The 24,026-nt window shown below is 69.5% G+C and carries 23 protein-coding genes and 1 pseudogene; 7 read left to right on the forward strand and 17 right to left on the reverse strand.

Going from position 1 to position 24,026, the window contains the following annotated elements; genetic code table 11:
* Positions 1 to 2: 2 nt before the first annotated feature.
* The 3 genes from G6N60_RS17040 to G6N60_RS17050 form a co-directional block, all read right to left on the reverse strand.
* Positions 3 to 1,400 (reverse strand): class II 3-deoxy-7-phosphoheptulonate synthase, encoded by a 1,398-nt coding sequence (locus G6N60_RS17040; RefSeq protein WP_163739468.1) that lies wholly within the window; start codon positions 1,398 to 1,400, stop codon positions 3 to 5.
* Between the two features lie 62 nt (positions 1,401 to 1,462).
* Positions 1,463 to 1,987 (reverse strand): polyadenylate-specific 3'-exoribonuclease AS, encoded by a 525-nt coding sequence (locus tag G6N60_RS17045; protein WP_163739470.1) that lies wholly within the window; start codon positions 1,985 to 1,987, stop codon positions 1,463 to 1,465.
* Positions 1,987 to 2,856 (reverse strand): hypothetical protein, encoded by an 870-nt coding sequence (locus G6N60_RS17050; protein WP_163739472.1) that lies wholly within the window; start codon positions 2,854 to 2,856, stop codon positions 1,987 to 1,989. Before G6N60_RS17050 ends, G6N60_RS17045 begins: the two co-directional genes overlap by 1 nt.
* Positions 2,857 to 2,940: 84 nt before the next feature.
* Here G6N60_RS17050 and G6N60_RS17055 point away from each other — a divergent pair, with 84 nt between their 5' ends.
* The gene (locus G6N60_RS17055) at positions 2,941 to 4,263 is read left to right on the forward strand and encodes a glycosyltransferase 87 family protein (RefSeq protein ID WP_163739474.1); all 1,323 of its coding nucleotides are present in this window, start codon (positions 2,941 to 2,943) and stop codon (positions 4,261 to 4,263) included.
* A gap of 1 nt (position 4,264) precedes the next feature.
* Here G6N60_RS17055 and G6N60_RS17060 read toward each other — a convergent pair whose 3' ends face one another.
* From G6N60_RS17060 to G6N60_RS17080, 5 genes are all read right to left on the reverse strand, one after another.
* Entirely contained in the window at positions 4,265 to 4,987 is a 723-nt protein-coding gene (locus tag G6N60_RS17060) for a lysophospholipid acyltransferase family protein (protein ID WP_163739476.1), read from the reverse strand.
* Between the two features lie 59 nt (positions 4,988 to 5,046).
* Positions 5,047 to 5,457, reverse strand: a complete 411-nt coding sequence (locus G6N60_RS17065) for a hypothetical protein (protein WP_163739478.1) — start codon at positions 5,455 to 5,457, stop codon at positions 5,047 to 5,049.
* Positions 5,454 to 6,746 carry an ArsA family ATPase gene (locus tag G6N60_RS17070; protein WP_163744122.1) on the reverse strand — a complete coding sequence of 431 codons (1,293 nt, stop codon included), beginning with the start codon at positions 6,744 to 6,746 and terminating at the stop codon, positions 5,454 to 5,456. The genes G6N60_RS17065 and G6N60_RS17070 overlap by 4 nt, the downstream gene beginning before the upstream one ends.
* Complete coding sequence (locus tag G6N60_RS17075; protein WP_163739480.1) at positions 6,739 to 7,176, reverse strand: SRPBCC family protein; 438 nt, start codon at positions 7,174 to 7,176, stop codon at positions 6,739 to 6,741. Before G6N60_RS17075 ends, G6N60_RS17070 begins: the two co-directional genes overlap by 8 nt.
* A 94-nt stretch (positions 7,177 to 7,270) precedes the next feature.
* Entirely contained in the window at positions 7,271 to 7,660 is a 390-nt protein-coding gene (locus G6N60_RS17080; protein WP_163739482.1) for an SRPBCC family protein, read from the reverse strand.
* 91 nt (positions 7,661 to 7,751) lie between these two features.
* Between G6N60_RS17080 and G6N60_RS17085 the strand changes: the two genes are divergently transcribed.
* Positions 7,752 to 9,563: an AMP-dependent synthetase/ligase gene (locus tag G6N60_RS17085; RefSeq protein WP_163739484.1), complete on the forward strand. Its 1,812-nt coding sequence runs from the start codon at positions 7,752 to 7,754 to the stop codon at positions 9,561 to 9,563.
* Here G6N60_RS17085 and G6N60_RS17090 read toward each other — a convergent pair.
* The 4 genes from G6N60_RS17090 to G6N60_RS28620 form a co-directional block, all read right to left on the reverse strand.
* Positions 9,560 to 10,696, reverse strand: a complete 1,137-nt coding sequence (locus G6N60_RS17090) for a glycosyltransferase family 4 protein (RefSeq protein ID WP_163739486.1) — start codon at positions 10,694 to 10,696, stop codon at positions 9,560 to 9,562. The two genes, G6N60_RS17085 and G6N60_RS17090, sit on opposite strands and share 4 nt — an antisense overlap.
* 18 nt (positions 10,697 to 10,714) lie before the next feature.
* Complete coding sequence (locus G6N60_RS17095; protein WP_246240792.1) at positions 10,715 to 11,380, reverse strand: peptidase; 666 nt, start codon at positions 11,378 to 11,380, stop codon at positions 10,715 to 10,717.
* 150 nt (positions 11,381 to 11,530) lie between these two features.
* Complete coding sequence (gene ripC, locus G6N60_RS17100; protein WP_163744123.1) at positions 11,531 to 12,658, reverse strand: peptidoglycan hydrolase RipC; 1,128 nt, start codon at positions 12,656 to 12,658, stop codon at positions 11,531 to 11,533.
* A 166-nt stretch (positions 12,659 to 12,824) separates the two neighbouring features.
* Entirely contained in the window at positions 12,825 to 13,091 is a 267-nt protein-coding gene (locus G6N60_RS28620; RefSeq protein WP_372511092.1) for a hypothetical protein, read from the reverse strand.
* A gap of 106 nt (positions 13,092 to 13,197) precedes the next feature.
* Between G6N60_RS28620 and G6N60_RS17110 the strand changes: the two are divergent.
* Positions 13,198 to 15,024: pseudogene (locus tag G6N60_RS17110) on the forward strand (DEDD exonuclease domain-containing protein); the annotation flags it as partial.
* Here G6N60_RS17110 and trpD read toward each other — a convergent pair.
* A complete protein-coding gene (gene trpD, locus G6N60_RS17115) occupies positions 14,962 to 16,029 on the reverse strand; it encodes an anthranilate phosphoribosyltransferase (protein WP_372511093.1) in 1,068 nt (355 codons plus the stop codon). The pseudogene G6N60_RS17110 and the gene trpD sit on opposite strands and share 63 nt — an antisense overlap.
* A gap of 60 nt (positions 16,030 to 16,089) precedes the next feature.
* Between trpD and ctaE the strand changes: the two genes are divergently transcribed.
* Genes ctaE through qcrB form a run of 4 tightly spaced genes read left to right on the forward strand, consistent with a single transcriptional unit; the run spans position 16,090 to position 20,424 of the window.
* Positions 16,090 to 16,701 (forward strand): aa3-type cytochrome oxidase subunit III, encoded by a 612-nt coding sequence (ctaE, locus tag G6N60_RS17120; protein ID WP_163739489.1) that lies wholly within the window; start codon positions 16,090 to 16,092, stop codon positions 16,699 to 16,701.
* A gap of 26 nt (positions 16,702 to 16,727) precedes the next feature.
* Positions 16,728 to 17,534, forward strand: coding sequence for a cytochrome bc1 complex diheme cytochrome c subunit (gene qcrC, locus G6N60_RS17125; protein ID WP_163739491.1), 807 nt, complete (start codon positions 16,728 to 16,730; stop codon positions 17,532 to 17,534).
* Complete coding sequence (qcrA, locus tag G6N60_RS17130; RefSeq protein WP_163739493.1) at positions 17,531 to 18,751, forward strand: cytochrome bc1 complex Rieske iron-sulfur subunit; 1,221 nt, start codon at positions 17,531 to 17,533, stop codon at positions 18,749 to 18,751. The genes qcrC and qcrA overlap by 4 nt, the downstream gene beginning before the upstream one ends.
* Positions 18,748 to 20,424 (forward strand): cytochrome bc1 complex cytochrome b subunit, encoded by a 1,677-nt coding sequence (qcrB, locus tag G6N60_RS17135; protein WP_163739495.1) that lies wholly within the window; start codon positions 18,748 to 18,750, stop codon positions 20,422 to 20,424. Before qcrA ends, qcrB begins: the two co-directional genes overlap by 4 nt.
* 378 nt (positions 20,425 to 20,802) lie before the next feature.
* On the opposite strand, the gene G6N60_RS17140 is transcribed toward qcrB, so the two are convergent.
* The 4 genes from G6N60_RS17140 to ctaC all read right to left on the reverse strand — a co-directional run bounded on the left by G6N60_RS17140 (position 20,803) and on the right by ctaC (position 23,931).
* On the reverse strand, positions 20,803 to 21,453 hold the full coding sequence (locus G6N60_RS17140) for a DUF2561 family protein (protein ID WP_163739497.1): 651 nt from the start codon (positions 21,451 to 21,453) through the stop codon (positions 20,803 to 20,805).
* Positions 21,453 to 22,313, reverse strand: coding sequence for an MmpS family transport accessory protein (locus G6N60_RS17145; RefSeq protein ID WP_163739499.1), 861 nt, complete (start codon positions 22,311 to 22,313; stop codon positions 21,453 to 21,455). The genes G6N60_RS17140 and G6N60_RS17145 overlap by 1 nt, the downstream gene beginning before the upstream one ends.
* Before the next feature lie 156 nt (positions 22,314 to 22,469).
* Positions 22,470 to 22,889, reverse strand: coding sequence for a cytochrome c oxidase subunit 4 (locus G6N60_RS17150; RefSeq protein WP_163739501.1), 420 nt, complete (start codon positions 22,887 to 22,889; stop codon positions 22,470 to 22,472).
* 10 nt (positions 22,890 to 22,899) lie between these two features.
* Complete coding sequence (gene ctaC / locus G6N60_RS17155; protein WP_163739503.1) at positions 22,900 to 23,931, reverse strand: aa3-type cytochrome oxidase subunit II; 1,032 nt, start codon at positions 23,929 to 23,931, stop codon at positions 22,900 to 22,902.
* Between the last annotated feature and the right edge of the window lie 95 nt (positions 23,932 to 24,026).

Below are 24,026 nucleotides of genomic sequence, written 5' to 3' on the forward strand. Positions count from 1 at the left end.
CGTCAGTCGCGCAGCATCTCGGCGACCAGGAACGCCAACTCCAGGGACTGCTGGGTGTTGAGCCGCGGATCGCAGGCCGTCTCGTAGCGTCCCGCCAGATCCGAATCCGAGATGTCTTGTGCCCCACCGAGACATTCGGTGACGTTCTCACCGGTGATCTCGACGTGGATGCCCCCGGGGTGCGTGCCCAGCGCCCGGTGCACCTCGAAGAAGCCCTGCACCTCGTCGACGATGCGGTCGAAGTGGCGCGTCTTGTAGCCCGTCGAGGACTCGTGGGTGTTGCCGTGCATCGGATCGCACTGCCAGATCACCTGGTGGCCGGTGGCCTGCACCTTCTCGATGATCGGCGGCAGCAGGTCACGCACCTTGCCGTTGCCGAGCCGGCTCACCAGCGTCAGCCGACCCGCCTCGTGGTGCGGATCGAGCCGCTCGACGTACTCGACGGCCAGCTCCGGGGTCATGTTGGGGCCGATCTTCACCCCGATCGGGTTGGAGATGACCTCGGCGAACGCGACGTGCGCCCCGTCCAACTGGCGGGTGCGGTCGCCGATCCACACGTAGTGCGCCGACAGGTCGTAGAGCGCGGGGACCGAACCCTCGGCCGTCTCCTTCTCCGACAGTCGCAGCATGGCCCGCTCGTAGTCGAGCACCAGCGCCTCGTGGCTGGCGTAGATCTCGGCGGTCTGCAGGTTGCGGTCGTTGACACCGCAAGCGCTCATGAAACGCAGCGCGCGGTCGATCTCGGCGGCCAGCGCCTCGTACCTGGCCCCCGCCGGCGAGGTCCTGACGAATTCGCGGTTCCAGTCGTGCACCGACTCCAGCGACGCCAGGCCCGACGACGTCAGGGCGCGGACGAGGTTCATCGCGGCGCTCGCGTTGGCGTAGGCCCGCACCAGCCGGGACGCGTCGTGGTCGCGGACCGACGCGTCGGGGGCGAAACCGTTGATCATGTCGCCGCGGTAGGACTTCAGGCCCAGCGCGTCGATGTCGGCCGAGCGCGGCTTGGCGTACTGCCCCGCGATGCGGGCGACCTTGACCACCGGCATGCTCGCCCCGTAGGTGAGCACGACGGCCATCTGCAGCAGCGTCCGGATGTTGGCGCGGATGTGCGGTTCGGTGTTGTCCACGAACGTCTCGGCGCAGTCACCGCCCTGCAGCAGGAACGCCTCGCCGCGCGCGACGTCGGCGAGGTGACCCTTGAGGCGTTCGACCTCCGAGGGCACGGTCACCGGCGGCACGCTCTCCAGCACCGTCCGCATGGCCTTCGCCTGATCCGCGGGCCAGCTGGGCTGTTGGGCGGCCGGCTTGGCCAGGGCGGCGTCGAGCCGTTCCCGCAGGTCGTGCGAGAGCGGAGGCAGCTCCGGCAGCTGGTCGATGGGTACGTCGACGGTCCAGTTCACCCGTCCATGGTAACCGCGACGCCAAACGGGTCTTACCGCCCGCACCTGCCCATACCCGCAGTTCAGGCGCGTGCGGCCCAGGCGCCGTCGTCCTCGTCGTCGCGTGGGGACCGCGCGGTGAGCAGCTGGAACCGGAGCAGGTTGTGCCTGGCGTCGACGAGGGCGTCGTGCGAATCCCTGGGCCGCGGCGGCATCCGCGGGGATCCCCGCTCTTCCCAGAACTGGCGCAACTCCCTGGTGAACCTGGGGATCGCCGGCGGCAGATCGACCATCGGGCCCCACAGCTGGCACAGCACGACGTGGTCGTAGGCCGCCACCCACGCCCAGAGCTCGATGGTGTCGTCACCGTCGATGTCGAGGAAGTCCTCCAGGTCCGACCGGATCTGACGCCGGGACCGCCACGCCTTCGACGACGGCGACGGCAACTTGGGCAGCACGTGCTTGCGCACCCAGGAGCCGGCCCGGTCGGGGTCGAATTCGGTTGAGACGGCGTAATATTCGCGGCCGTCCTCGGCGGCGACGCCGATCGAGATCAGCTCGATGGTGCGCCCGTCGTCGATGAACTCGGTGTCGTAGAAGTAGCGCATCAGGCCGCTTCCGTCGCCGGCGCGGGCGCCGGGTGGATCTCCCGGTCGAGCTGAGCGTTGACCTCGTGGACGTCGGGGAAGTGCGGTTCGCCGGCGATGACGTGCTGCACCCACAGCTTGGCCTGGACGACGGGCCGACGCTGGCGTCGCTCCCGCTCCAGTGCGCGATGCATCTTGCGCGGCCGCTTCCCGTACCGCCACCGCGCCCACGGCGCGTGGGGCCGGGACAACCGGACGGCGCCGACGAACAGCAACGGCGTGATGAACATCCCCACCAGCCCGGTCCAGACCTTGCCCTTGAGCAGCACCACCACCGCCAATAACAGGGTGAGCGACGCGATGCCGACCACCGTCGCCCTGGCCAGCAACGTCTGATCCTCCCGCCAGATGTCGATGTCGAAGAACGACAGCGGGTTGAAGCCGAGGATCAGCAGTCCCGCCACCGCGACGGCAGCGAACACCGCGTCCACCGAGGTGCGACCGTCCTCGGACCAGTAGACGTCCTGCAGGTGCAGGATCAGCGCGAACTCGTCGAGCACCAGTGCGGCGCCCATGCCGAAGACGATTGCGGCGGCTGTGAATTCACCCACACCGCCGTCGACTGCGAGGGTGACCATGGTTACCCCGGAGATCATGACGAGGACGACGCCGATCACCGCATGGTGGATGTGCACGGTGCCGTGGCCCATGTTGCGCGGCTGCCACCACTTGGGCGGCGTGGCGCTGTTCGCGTTGTGGCGGATGTACCGGACGATGGTGCGGGTCACCAGGAACGTCAGCAGGAACGAGATCAGGCACCACAGCAGCGGCAATCGGCCGGGCGGGATGCCCAGGTCGAGTCCGAAGTCGAACTTCCAATCGTCGAACACCCGCAAAACTTACGCCGACCGGTGCGCGTCGCGGAGCGGATGGTCCCCGACTCGCCGAACCGCACCGATACTCTTGACCGCGACATGAGAATTCGGCAGTCGCCCGCGTGGGCGCGGTGGCCAATCCCGGCGTGGCGGCTGTTTCAGCTGCTGACCCTGGCAGCGGTCGGCTGGGCGGGGTGGCGGCTGCTGGCGACGACGCCGTACCGGATCGACATCGACGTCTACCGGATGGGCGGGCGCGCCTGGCTCGACGGCACGTCGCTCTACCGCGACGGCATCTTGTTCCGCACCGAGGCCGGTCTGGGTCTGCCGTTCACCTATCCACCGCTCGCGGCGGCCGTCTTCGCCCCGTTCGCCTTCCTCACGCTGCCCGGCGCGAGCGCGACGATCACCGTCATCACCTTCGCGCTCCTGCTGGTCACGACGGTGATCGTGCTGACGCGACTGCAGGTGTGGGAGGCCAGCGCCGCGATCCCCGGGCCGGCGTGGCGGCGGCGGTGCTGGCTGGCGGCGGCCATCGTGGCGCCCGCGGCGGTGTACCTCGAACCGATCCGGTCCAACTTCGACTTCGGGCAGATCAACGTCGTCCTCATGACCCTGGTGATCGCCGATTGCGTGCCGCGCAAGACGCCGTGGCCGCGCGGTCTGCTGCTCGGCGTGGCCATCGCGCTCAAGCTCACCCCCGCGGTGTTCCTGCTGTACTTCCTGCTCCGTCGGGACCGGCGGGCCCTGCTGACCAGCGTGGCCTCGGCGGTCGTCGCCACCGGGATCGGGTTCGTCGTCGCCCCGCGGGACTCCTGGGTGTACTGGACCGAGACCGTGCACGACACCGACCGCATCGGCACCGCCACCTATCTGACCAACCAGAACATCGCGGGCACCCTGGCCCGGCTCGGGCTCGGGGCGACCCCTCGGTTCGTCATCTGGCTGGTCGCTTGCTTCGCGGTGCTGGCGCTGGTGGCCTGGGCGGTGCGGCGGATCCTGCGCGGGGGCGACCCGCCCGCCCCCGACGTCGCCGACTCAACGGTGCGCGCGGGTGAGCAGTCGGTGCTCGCGGTCGTCTGCGTCGCGATGTTCGGTCTGGTCGTCTCGCCGGTGTCGTGGTCACACCACTGGGTGTGGGCGCTGCCCGCGGTCCTGGTGACGGGGGTGCTCGCCTACCGGTACCGCAGCGTGGCGATGGGCGCGGTCAGCGTCGTCGGCATCCTGCTCATGTACTTCGCGCCCATCCACCTCATGACCGAGCACAAGGAGACGTCGGCGGCGCTGTGGCGTCAGATGCTCGGCGGTTCCTACGTGTGGTGGGCGCTGGCGCTGATCGCCGTGGCGGGCATCGTCGTCCTCCGCGATCGCGCCCGCACCGGGCCTGCCGTCGACGCCGCGCCCGCGCACGCCGTCCGCTGAGCTAGCCCGCCGCGGCCGACGGCATGCGCGACGCCGGGGTGGCCGCACCCTCGGCGGCCTCTTTCACGTCGGCGGCGTACAGGTCGACGTACTCCTGGTCGGAGAGCCGCATGAGTTCGTACATCACTTCGTCGATGACGGCCCGCTCGATGAACCGGTTGCCCGCGAGCCCCTCGAAGCGGCTGAAGTCCATGGGTTTGCCGAAGCGGACCTCGACGCGGCCGAAGTGCCACATCTTCGACCCCGGCGGGTTGACGACGTCGGTGCCGATCATCGCCACCGGAATGACCGGGACCCCGGTCTCCAGTGCCAGCCGGGCGAGACCCGTCTTGCCCTTGTACAACCGGCCGTCGGGTGAGCGGGTGCCCTCGGGATACATCCCGAGCAGTTTGCCCTGCTTCACGATGCGCTCGGCGGTCGTCAGTGCGGCGCGCGCCGAGTCGGCGTCGGTGCGGTCGATCGGCACCTGTCCCGCGGCGGTGTAGAACCACCGCTGGAACCAACCCTTCAGACCGGTTCCGGTGAAGTACTCGGCCTTGGCGAGGAACGTGATCCGGCGCTTCACCACCAACGGCAGGTAGAAGCTATCGGCGACGGCGAGGTGGTTGCTGGCGAGGATGACCGCGCCCGTGTTCGGAACATGTTCCAGCCCTTGGACTTTCGGGCGCCCCAGCAGCGAGAGCAGCGGGCCCATGAACACGTACTTGAACAGCCAATACCACATCGAGCCTCCCGCGGCGGGCCCCCGGACGGCGCCCTGCGATCACTGTACCCAGTTGCCGCTCAGTCCTCGACGGAGACGGGGATGTGCTGGTAGCGACCGGGTGCCGGTGGCGGCGGGTCGTCGTCGGGTCCCCCATCGTCGGGGGGCGGACCGGCGGCCGGGCCCCGCCCGGACGGATCGGACGGTGGCGCGGGGGGCCCGCCCTGACCCTGGTCGAGGGCGTCGGTCATGGCGCGCACGACGGACAGCAGCGCGACGCTGTGCTCGGCGACGACGGTCAGCATCGGATGCTGTTCGCCGGTCACCAAAGCCGCGACCGCGCACACCGGGCACCACTTCTGCTGGCATCTGCTGTCGCGCCCGGTCGTCGCGCGGGCGGCGGCCATCCGCACCGCGGGGTCGAGCCGGTCCAGGAGGGACTGCGCCAGCCGCCGCAATTCGGGGGACACGTCGGGGTGTGCGTCGCTCACGCGGGCCACACCTCCGGGTTCGGGCGGAATCGCACCGTCAGCTCACCGCCGCGCAGCTGCGCGCCCACCACGGTGCACCTCCGCAGGACGGACGCCAGACGCACTCGGCGGCGCATGCCTCCGGCGCCGATGATCAGATCGTCGTCGACCCGGCCCAGGGTCAGGGCGCCGGGATCGACCTGGGGCAACTCTAGTCTCAGCCGGTACACCGCATCGAGCCCGGAGCCCGATTCCCGGTCGACGACGGGGCGCACCGGCCCCGGCGGCGCCGAGCCGTCGCGCTGCCGGGCGCCGGCGAGCAGCTCGGCCAGCGCCTTCGGGCCGATCGGCTCGCCCGCGAGATGCGGGACGAGCACCAGCGTGACGTCACCGATCGTGGTGGCCAACTCGTCGAGCACGGCGCGCTGCTCGGCGATCCGCTCGCTGTACCAGTCGAACGCGGGATGCTCGGGCAGGTTGTGGTATTCGAACGAATCGTCCTGCACCAGAATCTGATTGACGATCAGCTCGTCGACGGACACCCCCATCAGGGCCAGGGCACCCAGCGTCCTGGTCGCCTCGGCCGCGACCACCCGCTCGGCGGTCAGGACGAGGTGGGCGCTGACCCGACTCGAGTCGGTGAGCATCTCGCCGAGCCGATCGGTGCCTGCCGCGACGCGCTCCAGCAGGGCGACCAGGCCCGCGGTGCCGGCGTCGTCCCCGGCGAGGGACAACCTGCGGTGCCGCGGCCAGGCGCGTTCGAGGTACATGCCCAGCGCGGCGGGCAGGGTCAGCATCCGCATGGCATCCGCGGTCGAGGCGCAGTCCACGACGACGTGGTCCCAGCACCCCGACGCCGCGAGCGCGCCCACCTCGTCGAGACCCAGCACTTCCTGAATGCCCGGCAGAGCCGAAAGCTCTTCTGGCGCAACGTCTCCGATGTCGGATTCGGGGAACCGGGCGGCCAGCACGCCGGCCACCTCCCGCCACCGCTGCTCGAGCAGGGCCAGCGTGTCGAGGGCCAGCGCGTCGAGGAAGCCACCGGTCGAGCCGTCGGCACCCGCGTCGAGGTCGGCGAGCACCCGCGTGGGAGCCCGCTCACCGGTGGGGACGATGGGAACGCCCAGCACGTCCCCCGTCGAGTGCGCCTGGTCGGTCGAGACGATCAGCACGCGCAGACCATGGCGCGCGTCACGGACCGCAGTAGCGGTGGCCAGGGTGGACTTGCCCACTCCACCCTTGCCGACGAAGAGGCTGATCCTGGCGCTTCCTGCTGCGGGAGGGTCGTCCGGAACGTTGCGCTCAGTCAGCCTCGACTCGTTTCTTCAGATCCTTCAGCGCGGTGTCGGTGAGCCGGCGCTCGGCCTTGCGCTTGAGCAGTCCGATCATGGGGATGACCAGGTCCACCGACAGCTCATAGGTCACGTCGGTGCCAGAACCCTTGGGAGACAACAGGTATTTCCCGTCCAGCGCCCGCAGCAGCGAGCTGGACACCAGCGACCAGGTGACCGACGCGCGATCGGCGGGCCAGGTGTAGGCCAGCACCATCGTGTCCTTGAGCACCGCGGCGTCGAGCACCAGCCGGGCCGTCTTCGGGTAGCCCTGGTCGTCGGTGTCGAGGACCTCGGTCTCCTTGTACTCCGCCACCCAGTCCGGGTAGGAACCGATGTCGGCGATGACGTCCATCACCGTCGCCGGGTCGGCGTCGATGTGGATCGTCTGCGCAGTCTTGTCCGCCACGTGTTCACTTCCCCGGGTCGTTAGAGCGCCGCTGGACTCGCGTCCTTCCGCACAGAAATGTACCCGTCCCGCCCGGATCGCTGCTTCGGAGCGCTCACGCCAGCCGTGACATCCCGACCTCGCGCGACGCCTCCAGCCTCTGCTTGACCTCGAACGCCATCTTCTTGCCGGCCACCCGCCGCTGATGGTTGGCCTTCGCGAGATCCATCTTCGCCAACTGCCAGGCCGCGACGCCCGCGGGCTCGGCGTGCACGAAGTAGTGCAGGATGACGCCGTCGAACGACGCCTCCAGCCACACCTCCATCGTGCCGGTGAGCGCGCCGGTCACCGTCCAGCGCTGCCCGGCCGGGCCCCGGTCCTCCACGACCGACAACCGCAGATCGGGCCACCACCGCCGCCAGCTCGACGGGTCGGCGACCGCCCGCCCGACGTCGGCGGGGTCGGCGCACACGAAGGTCTCGTCGGCGACCTGAATGCTGTTCATGGCTTCCTACCTTCACACATACGCCGCCGCGACACGACGGGTGGCCGACTACGCTGGTCGGACACACCTACCGTCCGAAAGGGCCCTCATCGTGCGCGAGTTCAGCGTCCCGGCTTCGTTCACCGTCGACGAGCACGACACCGTCGTCAGCTCCGTGTTCACCCTCGCCGCCGACGATCCGAACCACGTCATCATCCAGCGCCTCGTCGACGGCTCCTGGACCGACGTGACCTGCGCTCAGGTCGCCGATCAGGTCCGCGCGACCGCACGGGGGCTCATCGCCGAGGGCGTCGAGCCGGGCGATCGCGTCGCGATCCTGTCGGCGACCCGGTACGAATGGCCGATCCTGGACTTCGCCATCCTGTCGATCGGCGCCGTCACCGTGCCGATCTACGAGACCAGTTCGGCCGAGCAGGTGCGGTTCGTCCTCGGCGACTCCGGTGCCGTGGCGGCGTTCGCCGAGACCGACGAGCACTTCGCCACCATCGACCAGCTCAAGGGTGAGTTGCCCGCCCTACGCCACGTCTACTGCGTCGACGGTTCCGGGCCCGCCGCCCTCGACGAACTCGCCAGGATCGGCGGCGACGTCGACCCGAGCCTCGTCACCTCCCGGCTGCAGGCCATTCGCTCCGCCGACGTCGCGACCCTCGTCTACACCTCCGGCACCACCGGACGGCCCAAGGGTTGCCAGCTGACGCACTCCAACCTGCTCCACGAAATGCGCGGGGCGAAGGCGTGCTTCCCGGATCTGCTGGACAAGGGCGAGAAGCTCCTGGTGTTCCTGCCGCTGGCGCACGTGCTGGCGCGCGCCATCACCATCGCGGCGTTCAGCAACGGGGTGACGCTGGGGTTCACCAGCGACGTCAAGAACCTGGTGCCCACCCTGGCGGTGTTCACGCCGACGCTGGTGGTGTCGGTGCCCCGCGTCTTCGAGAAGGTCTACAACACCGCCGAGCAGAATGCGCGCGACGGCGGCAAGGGCGCGATCTTCGCCGCGGCGGCCGACACCGCGATCGCGTGGAGTCAGGCCATCGCGACCGGCAAGGGCCCCGGCCTGCTGCTGCGGGCCAAGCACGCGGTCTTCGATCGGCTGGTCTACGGCAAGCTCCGCGCCGCGCTCGGCGGCAACTGCCGCGCCGCGATCTCGGGGGGCGCCCCGCTGGGCGCACGGCTCGGACACTTCTACCGCGGCGTCGGGCTCACCATCTACGAGGGCTACGGCCTCACCGAGACCAGCGCGGCGATCACCGTCAACCGGGTCGGTGACGTCAAGGTCGGCTCGGTCGGAAAGTTGTTGCCCGGCAACGCCATGCGCATCGACGACGACGGCGAGCTGCTGGTCTACGGCGGCGTCGTCTTCTCCGGCTACTGGCACAACGAGACCGAGACCGCGGCGGCGATCACCGACGGTTGGTTCCACACCGGCGACCTCGGGGCGATCGACGAGCAGGGCTTCCTGAGCATCGTGGGTCGCAAGAAGGAGATCATCGTGACCGCCGGCGGCAAGAACGTCGCCCCGGCGCTGCTCGAAGACCGGCTGCGGGCGCACCCGCTGATCAGCCAGGCCATGGTCGTCGGTGACGCGCAGCCGTTCATCGCAGCCCTCATCACGATCGACCCCGAGGCGTTCCCCGGCTGGAAGCAACGCCACGGCAAGGCCGCGTCGGCGACCGTGGGCGACCTGACCGAGGATCCCGATCTGACGGCCGAGGTCGACCTCGCCGTCAAGGACGCGAATCAGGCGGTCTCCCATGCGGAGTCGATCCGCAAGTTCCGCATCCTGCCCGTCGACTTCACCGAGGACACCGGCGAACTCACCCCCACGCTGAAGGTCAAGCGCAAGGTGGTCGCCGAGAAGTTCGCGGGCGACATCGACGCGCTCTACGCCAAGGCCGGCGGCTAACCCGTCAGCAACTCGGACAGGCGCGCCGCCCTGGTGCGCCACTGACAGTTGTCGACGACCCACTTGCGACCGGCGCGCCCCATTGCGGCCGCCCGGTCGGGGTCGGCGAGCAGGTCCCCCACCGCCGCGGCGATCGCGCCGACGTCCCACCCGTCGACGACGACGCCGGTCTCCCCGTCGACGACGGCTTCCGGCGCTCCCCCGGAATTGCCCGCGACGACCGGCACGCCCACCGCCGACGCCTCCAGATAGACGATGCCGAATCCCTCGACGTCGAGCCCGGAGCCGCGGGTGCGACACGGCATCGCGAACACGTCGGCCATCGCGTGGTGGGCGGGCAGCTCCTCCCCGGGCACCGCCCCGGTGAACACGACGTGCTGCGCGACGCCGAACCGCCGCGCCAACCGATGCAGGTCCTCGGCGTAGGGGCCGTTGCCGACGATCACCAGCGCCGTACCCGGCACCCGGTCGGTGATCGCGGGCAGCGCGCGGATCAGCATGTCCTGCCCCTTGCGGGGCACCAGTCGCGACAGGCACACCACGACCGGCCGCTCCCCCAGCCCGTAGCGGGCGCGCATCTGCGCCCGGGCCACCGAATCGGGTTCGAACCGGTCGGTGTCCACGCCAGGGGCGAGCCGCTCGAGCGCGGCGGCGGGCCCGAACGCGGAGGCGAACCGGCGGCGCGTGTAGTCGCTGATGAACGTGACGACGTCGGTGTGATCTCCGATGCGCCGCAGCGCCGTTCGCGCGAGCGGCAGCATCGACCAACCCACCTCGTGGCCGTGCGTGCTGGCCAGTACGCGGGTGGCCCCGGCATCGCGCGCCAGCGGCGCCAGGAGGGCCAGCGGCGCGGCGGCGCCGAACCACACCGTCTCGATCCCGCGGTCGGCGATCAGCCGTCGCATTCGCCTCGCCACCGACGGCTCGGGATGCATCAGTGACGTCGGATGGCGCACGATCTGCACGCCGACGTCGCGGGCGGCGGCGTCGTAGGCGGCATCGTCCTTCCACCGCGGCGCGTAGACCGTGATCGGATCGGCGCCGACGAGTTCCCCGACCAGGTTCTCGAGGTAGGACTGAATGCCGCCGCGGCGAGGCGGAAAGTCATTGGTGACCAACAGGATTCGAGTCACCGGCGGTCTCCCGGGACGTCAGCCACTGAGCCAGACGCGCCACGCGGCGAGCACCTGCGGGGTGTCCGCACCGAGGGTCTGCCGGATGGCCGTCGCCGCATCGGGATGCCCCGGCGCGCAGGCCGTCACGTAGAGACTGCGCAGGGCGGCGGCACCGTAGCGGCTGACGACGAAGCGGCTGAACCACCACGCCCTGTCGGCGGCCAGCGAGCCGACCGCGCCGGGGGCGTTCAGTCCGGCGTCCGTCGGCAGCTGCGCCAGTGTCGCCGCCGCGGCGGGTCCCGGCAACGGCGTCGGCGGACGGCCGATGAAGTCGGCGACGCCCTCGGCCAGCCAGCGCGGTGCGTCCGCCGCGGTGCGGTCCCTCGCCGCGTAGTGGAAGAGTTCGCGCCGCACGGCGACCTGCAACGCGTTCTCCGTCATCGAGCTGGCCCCCGGCGAGAAGACGATGCGCTGCGCGGTCGTCGCGGCGGCGACGTCGGACGCCCCACCGGCCAGCGCACGGAACTGCTCGTCGGTGCCGGTCAGGACCACCACGATGGTGCGAGACCAGTCATCGCCCCAGAACGCGCTGACCGCGTCCGCGGCGCCGTCCAGATCGCCCCACACCCGGCCCTCCACGTCGGCCGTCCTGGCCCCACCGAGTGCGACCAGCGATACCGTGCGACCGTCGCGCAGCGTCATCGGGTCCGTCGGCGACGAGGGAACGTCCAGTGAGGCGTGGGTGGCCGCGGGTGACCCGGGATCGGTGGCGTGCGCCCCCCGAACGGGTGGGCGACGAGCACTGCGGCGGCGGCTAGCTCGGCCAGCAGGAGCAGGCCGACCAGCGGACGCTCAGTACCGGCGGACGTTGTGGATCGGCGCATTGTCCACCGGAGCGACTCGCACCGGTGTGCCGTACGTCGACGCGTGCACCATCATCCCGTCGCCGATGTAGATGCCCACGTGCGATGCGTCCGAGTAGTAGGTGATGAGGTCGCCCGGCTGCATCTGGTCCATCGACACGGGCTGACCACCCTGTGCCAGCGCCTGGCTGGAGTGGGGCAGGTTGACACCCGCCTGACCGAAGGCCCACATGACGAGGCCCGAGCAGTCGAATGCGCCGGGGCCGGCTGCGCCCCAGGAGTACGGCGATCCAATCCGGGTCAGTGCGGCCTGCACGGCGACCATGCCCTCACCGTCCGGGTTGGGGGCCGGGGCAGCGTCGGGCGGCGGTGCGACGTCGCCGGGGTCGACGCTCGGCGGCGCTGCGGCCAGCACGTCCGGCGAATCGGGTGGCGGCGGAGCGGCGGGGGCCGGCGGCATCGGTGGCGGCGGCGGGACCGCCGCGAGCGCCTCGCGTTGGGCCGGGGTCAGGGCGGTGTACTGCGACTTGACGATCGCGATCTGCACCTGCAGCTTGCTTTGCTTGGATTGCAGGTCCGCGCGCACTGCGGCGGCCTGCTCGGCGGCGGTCTTGGCGTCCGCGGCCGATTTCGCCGACTCCACCTCGGCCTGGTTGGCCGCCACGCTGCTGCTCTTGAAGTTCTGCATCTGCGCCGACATCTCGGTGGCCATCACGCGCTGCACCGAGAGCTGGTCGATGAGGAGTTGCGGGGAGTTGGCGGTGAGCATCGCGTCGAGACCGCTGGTCCGGCCGCCCATGTACTGCGCTGCAGCAACCTTGTCGACGGAGGTCTGGAAGGTTGCTAGCTGCGCCTTCGCGGCATCGACGGCAGCAACGTCGGCAGCGTGCTTCTGCTCGGCCGCACGCTGTGCCTGCAGCTTGTTGCCCAGATCGAGCTCGGCGCTATGCATGGCCTCGGTGGTCTCCTCGGCCTGCCGAGACAGCTGATTGAGCTTTGCCACCGCATCCTCGGACGGGTCTGCGTGCACACCTCCGGCTACCACTCCACCAGCGATCATCAGACCCGCCAGGGCACCAACGATCGGACGCCGAAGACCACGTGTGCACCGGTGCATAGCGTCAAAACTCAAGATTTCGCGTCCTTCAACTGCCGTAAGCGAGCCGCCCGAACTGCGTGAGGTCTCAGATAGGTTACGAAACGGCATCGGGGTTGTCCAACAGAGGACGCAAATTTAACAGGCGTCGCGGGAATTTTTCGCTGCCATGGGGTATTCACCCCTGTTACGCAACTCCGTCGGCCCGCCCCCGGTGAATGGGAACCAGCCGCAATCGTGGCGCCATTCCGGCGTCGGCCAGCACTTCGAGCGCTCGGCGCTCGTCGGCCAGCAAAGTCTCTGGCACCCCAAGCAACACGCTGATGACACAGTCCTTGCACCCGTGTCCGCGCACTGCGCAGTCATCACAGTCGATGTGCACGGTCCCGGGATCGGGTCCCATCCGGTCCGATCGTGCCTCTGGCAGGTCCGGTCCCGTCTCTGGTCGAGTCATGGCCGCACTCCTCTCATTCGAGTTACGGCGCACGCTAGCGACGGGCACCGACACGCATCGCATTCGCTGCCCGCCGGTGTCGGTCGTCGGGCTTACGGTCCCTGCCATGGACCAGCTGAGCTTCGGCGACGTCGACACGGCGTTCGGTGACGACTCGGCAGGTCTGATGGACGTTCCGCTGCACGCCACGACGTTCGTCGTGGTCGACCTGGAGACCACGGGCGGTCGGGCCAAGGGGGATCCCGACGGCCGCGGCTTCGACGCGATCACCGAGATCGGCGCGGTCAAGGTGCGCGGTGGCGAGGTGCTCGGGGAACTCGGCACGCTCGTCGACCCGGGCCGTGCCATTCCCCCGCAGATCGTGGCGCTGACCGGCATCACGACCGCGATGGTGCACGACGCCCCGACCATCGACTCCGTACTGCCTGCGTTCCTGGAGTTCTCCCGGGGCGCCGTGCTGGTGGCCCACAACGCCGGCTTCGACGTCGGCTTCCTGCGCGCCGCGGCCGAACGCCTCGGGCTGCCGTGGCAGCGGCCGCCCGTCCTGTGCACGGTCAAGCTGGCCCGCCGGGTCCTCACCCGCGACGAGGCGCCCAGCGTGCGGCTGTCGGCGCTGGCGCAGCTGTTCCACGCCACCACCACGCCGACCCACCGCGCCCTCGACGACGCCAGAGCCACCGTCGACGTGTTGCACGCCCTGATCGAACGGGTGGGCAACCAGGGCATCCACACCTACGCCGACCTGCGCGCCTACCTGCCCGACGTGACGCCGGCCCAGCGACGCAACCGCCACCTCGCCACCGCGCTCCCGCGACGGCCGGGGGTCTACCTCTTCCGCGGCCCCTCCGACGAGGTGCTCTACGTCGGCACCGCGGTCGATCTGCGCCGGCGCGTCGGGCAGTACTTCAACGGCGCGGACCCGCGGACCCGGATGAAGGAGATGGCGTCGCTCACCACGCGCGTCGACCACGTCGAGTGCGCGCACGACCTCGAAGCGGGCGTCCGCGAGCTCAGGTTGCTGGCCGCCCACGCTCCCCCGTACAACCGCCGGTCGAAGTTCCCCCACCGCTGGTGGTGGCTCGTACTCACCGACGAACCCTTCCCGCGGTTCTCGGTCGTGCGGTCACCGAAGCACGACCGCGCCATCGGGCCGTTCCGGGCGCGCGCCGACGCCGTCGAGACCGGCCTGCTGCTGGCCCGGTTCACCGGCGTGCGAACGTGCACCACCCGGCTCGGCCGCACCGCGCGACACGGTCCGTCGTGCCCGGAGGTGGAGCTGTCCCCGTGTCCCGCCGAACGCGAGGCGACGGCCGTCGCGTACGCCGCGGCCGTCGCCCGTGCCGCCGCCTTCATCGCCGGCACCGACGACGCGGCGCTGCGGGCGGTCCAGCGCCACGTCGAGGAGCTGGCGGCCGACGGGAGATACGAGACCGCAGCGCGGCTGCGCGACCACGCGGCCACCGCGATCGACGTCGCCTGGCGGGGTCAGCGGCTGGGCGCGTTGGCGGCGGTCGACGAACTCGTTGCCGCCCGACCCGACGGCGCGGGCGGCTGGCATCTGGCGATCGTCAGGAGCGGGCAGCTCGCCGCGGCGGGCTCGGCCCGGCGGGGCGTTCCCCCGATGCCGGTCGTCGACGCGATCACCGCCGCCGCCCAGGCGGTGCTGCCCGACGCGGCGCCGCTGGGCGGTGCGCTCGTCGAGGAGACCGCGCTCATCGCGCGCTGGCTGGTGCAGCCGGGCGTGCGGATCGTACGGGTGCAGACGGCCACCGACGTCGGCTATGCGACGCCGATCGGAGCGGCGGGACGCCACGTCGCGTGGGCGGCGACGGCGCGCTCCGCACGCGCGGCCGCACAGCAGATCGAACGGTCAGAGCTGCTGGGTGAACCGCACCCAACGCGCGAGCAGGTCTTCGGCCGCCCCCGAGTCGATCGCGTCGGCGGCCCTCGCGAGACCGGTCTCCCACGCCGGCACCCATTTGGCGTCGCTGGATAGCCCGGCATGAGCCACCATCGCGCCGGCGGCGTTGAGGATCACCGCGTCCCGTACCGCACCCTTGGCGCCACCGAACACCTGCCGGACGGAGGCCGCGTTGGCCTCGGCGTCCCCACCGGTCAGCTCACCGAGGTCGGCACGTTCGAAGCCGAAGGCGCCGGGGTCGAACGACAGCCGCTCGACGGTGCCCGCCTGCACCCGCCAGATGGTGCTCGTCGTGGTCGTGGTCAATTCGTCGAGCCCGTCGTCGCCGTGCACCACGAGCACGCTGGACCCCCGCGTGGCGAACACCCCGGCCATCACCTCGGCCAGCTCACCCCAGGCGCAGCCGATCAGCCCGGCCCGCGGCGCCGCCGGATTGGTCAGTGGCCCCAGCAGATTGAAGACCGTCGGCACGCCGATCTCGCGGCGCACCACCGAGGCGTGCCGGTAGGACGGGTGGAATTGCGGGGCGAACGCGAACCCGATGCCGACCTCGGCGATGCAGCGCGCCAGGTCGTCGGGGCCGAGGTCGATGCGCACGCCGAGCGCCTCGAGCGTGTCGGCGCCGCCGGACAGCGACGACGCCGCGCGGTTGCCGTGCTTCACCACCGGCACGCCACTCGCCGCCACGACGATCGCGGCCATCGTCGACAGGTTGACCGTGTTGGCGCCGTCGCCGCCGGTGCCCACCACGTCGACGGTCTCGCGGCCGATGACGTCCGTTGGCACCCTGCGCGCGTGCGTCAGCATGGTGTCGGCGAGCTCCTTCACCTCCGCCGACGTCGGCCCCTTCATCTTCATCGCCACGGCGAATCCCGCGATCTGCGCGGGCGACGCCGCGCCGGTCATCACCTGATCCATCGCCCACGCTGCCTGGCCGTTCGCGAGTCCCCGTCGCGTGGTCAGGCGGCCGAGAACCTCGGGCCAGGTGTGGGTTTCGGAGGCAGTCACGGAAGTGATTATTACGAATGTCCGCCCCCGGGTGGAGTTCGACAACTACAAAGCGTCATACTTCTTGATGTGACGAGTGCTGTAGGGACCTCGGGAACCGCGATCACGGCGCGCGTGCATTCGCTGAACCGACCGAACATGGTAAGTGTTGGCACCATCGTGTGGCTTTCCAGCGAACTTATGTTCTTTGCTGGGCTGTTCGCGATGTACTTCACCGCGCGGGCGCAGGCCGCAGGTGACTGGCCGCCGCATCCGACGCATCTGAACCTGTTCGAGGCGGTGCCGGTCACGCTGGTGCTGATCGCCTCGTCGTTCACGTGCCAGATGGGCGTGTTCGCCGCCGAGCGGGGTGACGTCTTCGGGCTGCGCCGCTGGTACACGATCACCCTCATCATGGGCGCGATCTTCGTCGCCGGCCAGGGCTACGAGTACCACGCGCTCGTCAGCGAGGGGACCACCATTCCCGGCAGCGCGTACGGCTCGGTGTTCTACCTGGCCACCGGTTTCCACGGGCTGCACGTGATCGGCGGTCTGGTCGCGTTCATCTTCCTGTTGGCGCGCACCCGGATGTCCAAGTTCACCCCGGCGCAGGCCACCGCGGCGATCGTCGTGTCCTACTACTGGCACTTCGTCGACATCGTGTGGATCGCCCTGTTCGCCACCATCTACTTCGTTCGATGACCGGTGCTCCGTTGAGAAGGGGTTCGATGACCAGCAAGTCTCGCCGTCGGCTACGTCGGCGTGCGTCGGCAGCACTGTTGCTGCTGACCGGACTTCTCGTGGCGGGCGGCATCGCTGCCACCCTCACGCCCAAGCCGCAGGTGGCGGTTGCGGACGAGTCCAGCCTGGCGCTGTTGCGCACGGGCAAGCAGCTCTACGAGACGTCCTGCGTGACCTGCCACGGCGCGAACCTGCAGGGCGTGCCCGACCGCGGCCCCAGCCTCATCGGCGTCGGTGAGGCGGCGGTCTACTTCCAGGTCGGCACGGGCCGCATGCCCGCGATGCGCGGCGAGGCCCAGGCCCAGCGCAAGCCCCCGATCTACGACGAGCACCAGGTCGACGCGATCGGCGCTTACGTCCAGGCCAACGGCGGCGGACCCACCATCCCCCGCGACGCCAACGGCGCCGTGGCGCAGAGCAGCCTGATCGGCAACGACGTCGCCCGCGGTGGCGACCTGTTCCGGCTGAACTGCGCGTCGTGCCACAACTTCACCGGCAAGGGTGGCGCGCTGTCCTCCGGCAAGTACGCACCTCCCCTCGACGAGGCCAAGCCCGCGGAGATCTACGCCGCCATGCTGACCGGTCCGCAGAACATGCCGAAGTTCTCCGATCGCCAGCTCAGCCCCGACGAGAAGCGCGACATCGTCGCGTACGTCCGCCAGGCCACCGAGACGCCCAACCCGGGCGGCTACGGGCTCGGCGGCTTCGGCCCCGCGCCAGAAGGCATGGCGGCCTGGATCATTGGGATGGTCGCCGTCATCGGCGCCGCTATGTGGGTGGGATCGCGCGCATGAGCGACATTGACAACGTGAACGCACCGGCCGGCCGGGGTTCGGACACGCCCGGTCAGCAGGGTGAGCCGCACCAGCCCACCGACGCCGAACTGGCCAGGATGTCCCGCGAGGAACTGGTCGAACTCGGCGGCCGGATGGACGGCGTCGAGACCGTCTTCAAGGAGAACCGCTGGCCCATCGAGGGCACCAAGGCCGAGAAGCGCGCCGAGCGATCGGTCGCCTACTGGTTGATGCTCGGCGGGTTCGCCGGACTGGCGCTGCTGCTGGTCTTCCTCTTCTGGCCGTGGGAGTACAAGCCCTACGGCTCGGCCGGGGAACTGATCTACAGCCTCGCCACTCCGCTCTACGGCATCACCTTCGGCGGTTCGATCATGGCGATCGGCATCGGCGCGGTGCTCTACCAGAAGAAGTTCATCCCCGAGGAGATCTCGATCCAGGACCGCCACGACGGCGCCTCCCCCGAGATTCAGCGCAAGACCGCGGCGGCCAACCTCACCGACGCGCTCGAGGGCTCGACCATCAAGCGGCGCAAGCTGATTGGCCTGTCCCTGGGCATCGGCCTCGGCGCCTTCGGCCTTGGCACCGCGGTGGCCTTCATCGGCGGCATCATCAAGAACCCGTGGAAGCCGGTGGTCCCGACCGCCGACGGCAAGAAGGCGGTGCTGTGGACGTCGGGCTGGACGCCGCGCTTCCACGGCGAGACCATCTTCCTGGCCCGCGCGACCGGTCAGCCCGGCGATTCGCCGTTCGTCAAGATGCGCCCGGAGGACATCGACGCCGGTGGCATGGAGACCGTGTTCCCGTGGCGCGAGTCCGACGGCGACGGCTCGACGTTCGAGTCCCACGAGGCGCTCAACGTCATCGCGATGGGCGTGCGCAACCCCGTCATGCTGATCCGCATCCGCCCCGAGGACATCTCGCGGGTCGTGAAGCGCCAGGGTCAGGAAAGCTTCAACTTCGGTGACCTGTTCGCGTTCACCAAGGTGTGCTCGCATCTCGGGTGCCCGTCGTCGCTGTACGAGCAGCAGACCTACCGCATTCTGTGTCCCTGCCACCAGTCGCAGTTCGACGCACTGCACTTCGCGAGGCCCATCTTCGGTCCCGCGGCGCGTGCGTTGGCTCAGCTGCCGATCACCATCGATCGCGATGGGTATCTCGTGGCCAACGGAGACTTCATCGAACCCGTCGGACCGGCATTCTGGGAGCGAAAGTCATGAGCCCGAAACTCGCTGAATTGGCAGCCGCGCAAGGCAACGCGATCGATTCGCGCTACCACCCGTCGGCCGCGGTACGACGCCAGCTCAACAAGGTCTTCCCCACGCACTGGTCCTTCCTGCTGGGCGAGATCGCGCTCTACAGCTTCATCGTGCTGCTGCTGACCGGGGTGTACCTGACCCTGTTCTTCGACCCGTCGATGGCCGAGGTCACCTACCACGGGGTGTACCAACCGCTCAACGGCATCCAGATGTCGCGGGCCTACGAGACCGCGCTGGACATCTCCTTCGAGGTGCGCGGCGGACTGTTCGTGCGCCAGGTCCACCACTGGGCCGCACTGCTGTTCGCCGCCTCGATCATGGTGCACCTGGCCCGCATCTTCTTCACCGGCGCGTTCCGCCGGCCGCGCGAGGCCAACTGGGTGATCGGCTCGATCCTGTTGATCCTGGCCATGTTCGAGGGCTACTTCGGCTACTCCCTGCCCGACGACCTGCTCTCGGGCACGGGTCTGCGGGCGGCGTTCTCCTCGATCACGATGGGCATGCCGCTGATCGGCACCTGGCTGCACTGGGCGCTGTTCGGCGGGGACTTCCCCGGCCAGATCATCATTCCGCGGCTCTACGCGCTGCACATCCTGCTGATCCCGGGAATCATCCTGGCGCTCATCGGGGTTCACCTGGCCCTGGTGTGGTTCCAGAAGCACACCCAGTTCCCCGGCCCGGGTCGCACCGAGAAGAACGTCGTCGGGGTGCGCGTGATGCCGGTGTTCGCGGTCAAGTCCGGGGCGTTCTTCGCCATGACCGTCGGCATCCTGGGCATCATGGGCGGCGTGCTGCAGATCAACCCGATCTGGCAGCTGGGTCCCTACAAGCCCTCCCAGATCTCCGCGGGTAGCCAGCCCGACTTCTACATGATGTGGACCGACGGCCTGGCCCGCATGTGGCCGCCCTGGGAGATCTACCCCTTCGGCCACACCGTGCCCGCCGCGGTGGCCGTAGCGCTGATCATGGGCCTGGTCTTCATCCTGCTCACGATCTACCCGTTCCTGGAGAAGAAGCTGTCCGGGGACGTGGCGCACCACAACCTGCTGCAGCGCCCGCGTGACGCTCCGGTTCGAACGGCCATCGGCGCCATGGCGATTGCGCTCTACATCGTGCTGACGTTCGCGTGCATGAACGACATCATCGCGTTGAAGTTCCACATCTCGCTGAATGCGACGACGTGGATCGGGCGCATCGGCATGGTGGTCCTGCCCGCGATCGTGTACTACATCGCCTACCGGTGGGCGATCAGCCTGCAGCGCAGTGACCGCGAGGTGCTCGAGCACGGCATCGAGACCGGCATCCTCAAGCGGCTGCCGCACGGGGCGTACATCGAGCTGCACCAGCCGCTCGGCCCCGTCGACGACCATGGCCACCCCATCCCGCTGGAGTACCAGGGGGCCGCACTGCCCAAGCGGATGAACAAGCTCGGCTCCGGAGGCGCACCCGGCACGGGTAGCTTCCTGTTCCCGGATCCCGAGGGCGAGCAGACGGCTCTGGTCGATGCCGCCCACGCGTCCGAGCACCGGGCGATGCTGGCCCTTAAGGAGCGTCAGCAGGCCACCAACGGTCACGACGCCAACGGATCGAACGGCCACGGCACCAACGGAAATGGGTCCAACGGTCACCACTGACCAGGACGCACCACACGGCACGACGAGAACCGCCCCGACCCCACGGTCGGGGCGGTTCTTCGTCATGGGGACAGCGTCGCCGGCAGCAGTTCGTCGTCACCGGTCGTCGCAGGAGGTCGTCGTCACCGGTCGTCGCAGGAGGTCTCCGCCCCGCGGACTGCGTCACCAGCAGCGGTCTCGTCATGAGGTCTTCGTCATGAGGTCTTCGTCATGAGGCCTCCGTCATGGGGCCTTCATCGCGGCGCCTTCGTCATGGCTCGTCGTCCCAAGACCCCGGGGCGCCCTCCCCCACCACGCGAGTCAGCGCGGCCAACGCGGCGCATCACCGCCCAGGCGAAGGACTCCCCTACCCCACCGACGGCGCTACCGCGACAGGGCTCAGGACGCGTCGAGCACGACGTGCAGTTGGCGCAGGAAGTACCACGGCGCGGCGACCATCGCGACGGTGATCACCGCGACGACGCCGTACACACTCCAGGCGGCAGCGTCGTCGTGGGACGCCATGAGGTACGTGGCGACGCCCACGCCGGTCATCGCCAGCCCCATCGCCACGGCGACGGTGGCGGTGAACCGAAGCCACACCTGATCGACCGCGGCCGTGGGGAAGCCCACCCGACTACTGGCGGGGGGCGTCGCATGCCGGCGGATCACCGGCGCGCCGAAGGGCTCGAGCCGCGCCTCCCCCGGTGCGGTGGCGCTCGGTCGACCACCCGCATCCGCTGCAGCGGGCCCGGGGTCGTTCGACGACGCCGCCTGCCTCGCCCGCAGGAGCAGGGGTATCGCGCCGATGATGACGGCGGCCGACACCGCGATGACCGTGTAGAGCAGCCACGGGGTGTCCGATCCACCGGTGGCGACGGGTTGGGAGCTCCCGAGATCCACCAGCGCGACGATGGCGGCCACCGTAGCGCCGAGCGCCACCAGCCATGACACGACGGCGGCGATGACCAGGATGCGATCGGCCTGGTCGGGTGACCCCGGGCGCAGCCGTGATGCCCTGGTTGCCCCGTCTTCGACGTCCTGGATCATCAGCAGCTGGTCTGCCAGTCGTTGGTCTGCTGGGAGGCGATGGTCTGGCCGTCACTGGTGGTGATCTGGCAGTTCAATCGGCTCAACCGCAGCAGGCTCGATGCCTGGACCGAGCCGAACTCCGACATCGAGATGGGCGTCACCGTCAGCGACCACGGAATGTAGACGTTCTGCTGGGTGCGCTGCCGACCCGAGGCGTCGGTGTAGGTGACGGAGATGCGGTCGAGCGGGGCCTTGGTCCCCGTCACCGAATACGTGATGAAGCGTGGCCCCGCGGGTGCGGTGGTGGTCACTGGCGGTGGTCCCGTCTCGGCAGGTGGTGGTGGCGGGGGCGGCGCCGCTTCCTCGGTCGACGACGCGGGGGGCGGCGCCGGCGGCTCCTGGGTCACGGTCACGGTCTGCGGAGGCGGCGGTGGCGGTTCTTCGGTCGTCGTCGTGGGTGGTGGCGGCGGCGGGGTGGTCGTCGTGGTGATCTCGTCCTGGAAGGGCGGGACGGACGTCGTGGTGCTAGTACCGGGGGTCGCGAGGTTCTCGCTGTCGGTGCGGGTGACCAGCACGGCGACGGAGACCACCAGGGAGATCGCGGCGACGATGGCGACGACGCCGACCACCCAGGGCCAGCGCGGCGGGGGCGCGTCGTCGTCGGCGGCGGGTGGGGCGGAGTCGTAGGTGTCGTAGTCGTAGAGGGCCGCGTCCGGCGGCACGTAGGGTGCGCTGGTGAACTGTTCGGATTCGGGCGCGGAGTAGGCGCGCGAGTAGATCTCGGTCTCACCGGTCTTCGGCGCATCTCGGCCCGGTTCGTCCGGCCCGGGTGACTGCGACCCTGGAGAATCCGGTCCAGGGGGATTCGGCCCGCTCATCTACGACTGTCCTTTTCGCTGCCCAGGTGGCGCGACGTCAGCGTCGGTGTCGTCGCTGGTCGTGCCTCGGCAACCCTACCGAACTTGGCACCGGCGCGGTCCCCGCGGCACGACACGTCAGGCAACTGGGGCCATTTTCGTGACCTTGCGGTGTGGTCAGTGCTTCTCGGGGCCGGTGTAGAACTCGAACACCAGGCCCGCGGCGCTCGCCAACACGAAGCACGCTCCGGCCGCGATCATCCAGGGCAGCCACATTGCGATCGCCACCGCGGTGACCGACGCGGACAGCGCGATCAGCAGCGGCCACCAGCTGTGCGGCGCGTAGAAGCCCAATTCGCCTGCGCCGTCGGAGATTTCGGCGTCCTCGTAGTCCTCGGGGCGGGTGTCGAGCCGTCGCGCGACGAACCGGAAGAACGTGCCCGTGATGAGCGACAGACCCGTGGTGAGCACCAGGGCGGTGGTGCCCGCCCACTCGATGCCGCCGTAGGCGAAGATCGCGGTCAGCGTGCCGTACAGCACCGCCGCGAAGGCGAAGAACGCGGTCAGGAATTCGAACAGTCTCGCTTCGATGTGCATGCGGTGTCCCCTACTTGCTCGCCTGCGGAACTTGCTCGCCGCGTCGCGATTCGAACGGATGCGTCGTCACGGCCAGCCCCGGCAGGCCCACCGAGGCGAGCGCGTCGGCGTTGGTGCCGTTCGGATGGTCGATCCGGTATTGGAGGTAGGACTTGAAGACGTCTGGCTCCACCACCCGCACCTCGAAGTTCATCATCGAGTGATACGTGCCGCACATCTCGGTGCAGCGGCCGACGAACGCGCCCGTCTGCTCGATCTGCGTCACCTGGAAGACGTTGTCGGAGTTGTTCGCCTTCGGGTCGGGCATGACGTCGCGCTTGAAGAGGAATTCCGGCACCCAGAATCCGTGGATGACGTCCGCCGAGGCGATCTGGAACTCGATGCGCTTGCCCTTGGGCAGCACCAGGATCGGGATCTCGGTGGTGGTGCCCGTCGTCTCGACCTTGTCGAAGTTCAGGTAGGTGCGGTCCTCGGGGTTGAGGCCCTTGATCGCGCCGACGCGCTCCTCACCGTGGGCGTCGAGCCCCTCCGGCTTGGACACCATGGCGTTCTTGCGCGCGGTGTCGACGCCGTCGTAGGTGAGGGTGCCGTCCTTGAAGTCGATCTTCTGATAGCCGAACTTCCAGTTCCACTGGAAGGCGGTCACGTCGATGACCACGTCGGGGTTGGGATCCTTGTGCAGCATCTTCTCCTGCACCACGACGGTGAAGTAGAACAGCACCGAGATGATCAGGAACGGGACGACCGTGAGCACCAGCTCCAGCGGCATGTTGTAGCCGAACTGGCGGGGTAGCTCGGTATCGGTCTTCTTGTGCCGGTGAAAGGCGCTGGTCCAGAAGATGAGGCCCCAGACGATGACGCCGACGACCAGCGACGCGATCACCGACCACACCCACAGATCGCGGTTCAGCTTGCCTTCCGGCGTGATGCCGGTCGGCCAGCCGAGGCCGAAGATCGTCTGGTAGCTGCAGCCGCTGAGCAGAACCGCGGCTCCGCCCAGGACCAGCGCCAACGCCACCAACCGGAACCCGCGAGCGGTCACGCTGGTGCCTCCTAGAAATCGTGCAATCAGGCGAATACTACGCAGCGTAGACCACACCGGAGGCCCGCCGCGAAGCGACCGGGCCATGGTGAGGG

This window comes from Mycolicibacterium madagascariense (genome assembly GCF_010729665.1).
Lineage (GTDB): Bacteria > Actinomycetota > Actinomycetes > Mycobacteriales > Mycobacteriaceae > Mycobacterium > Mycobacterium madagascariense.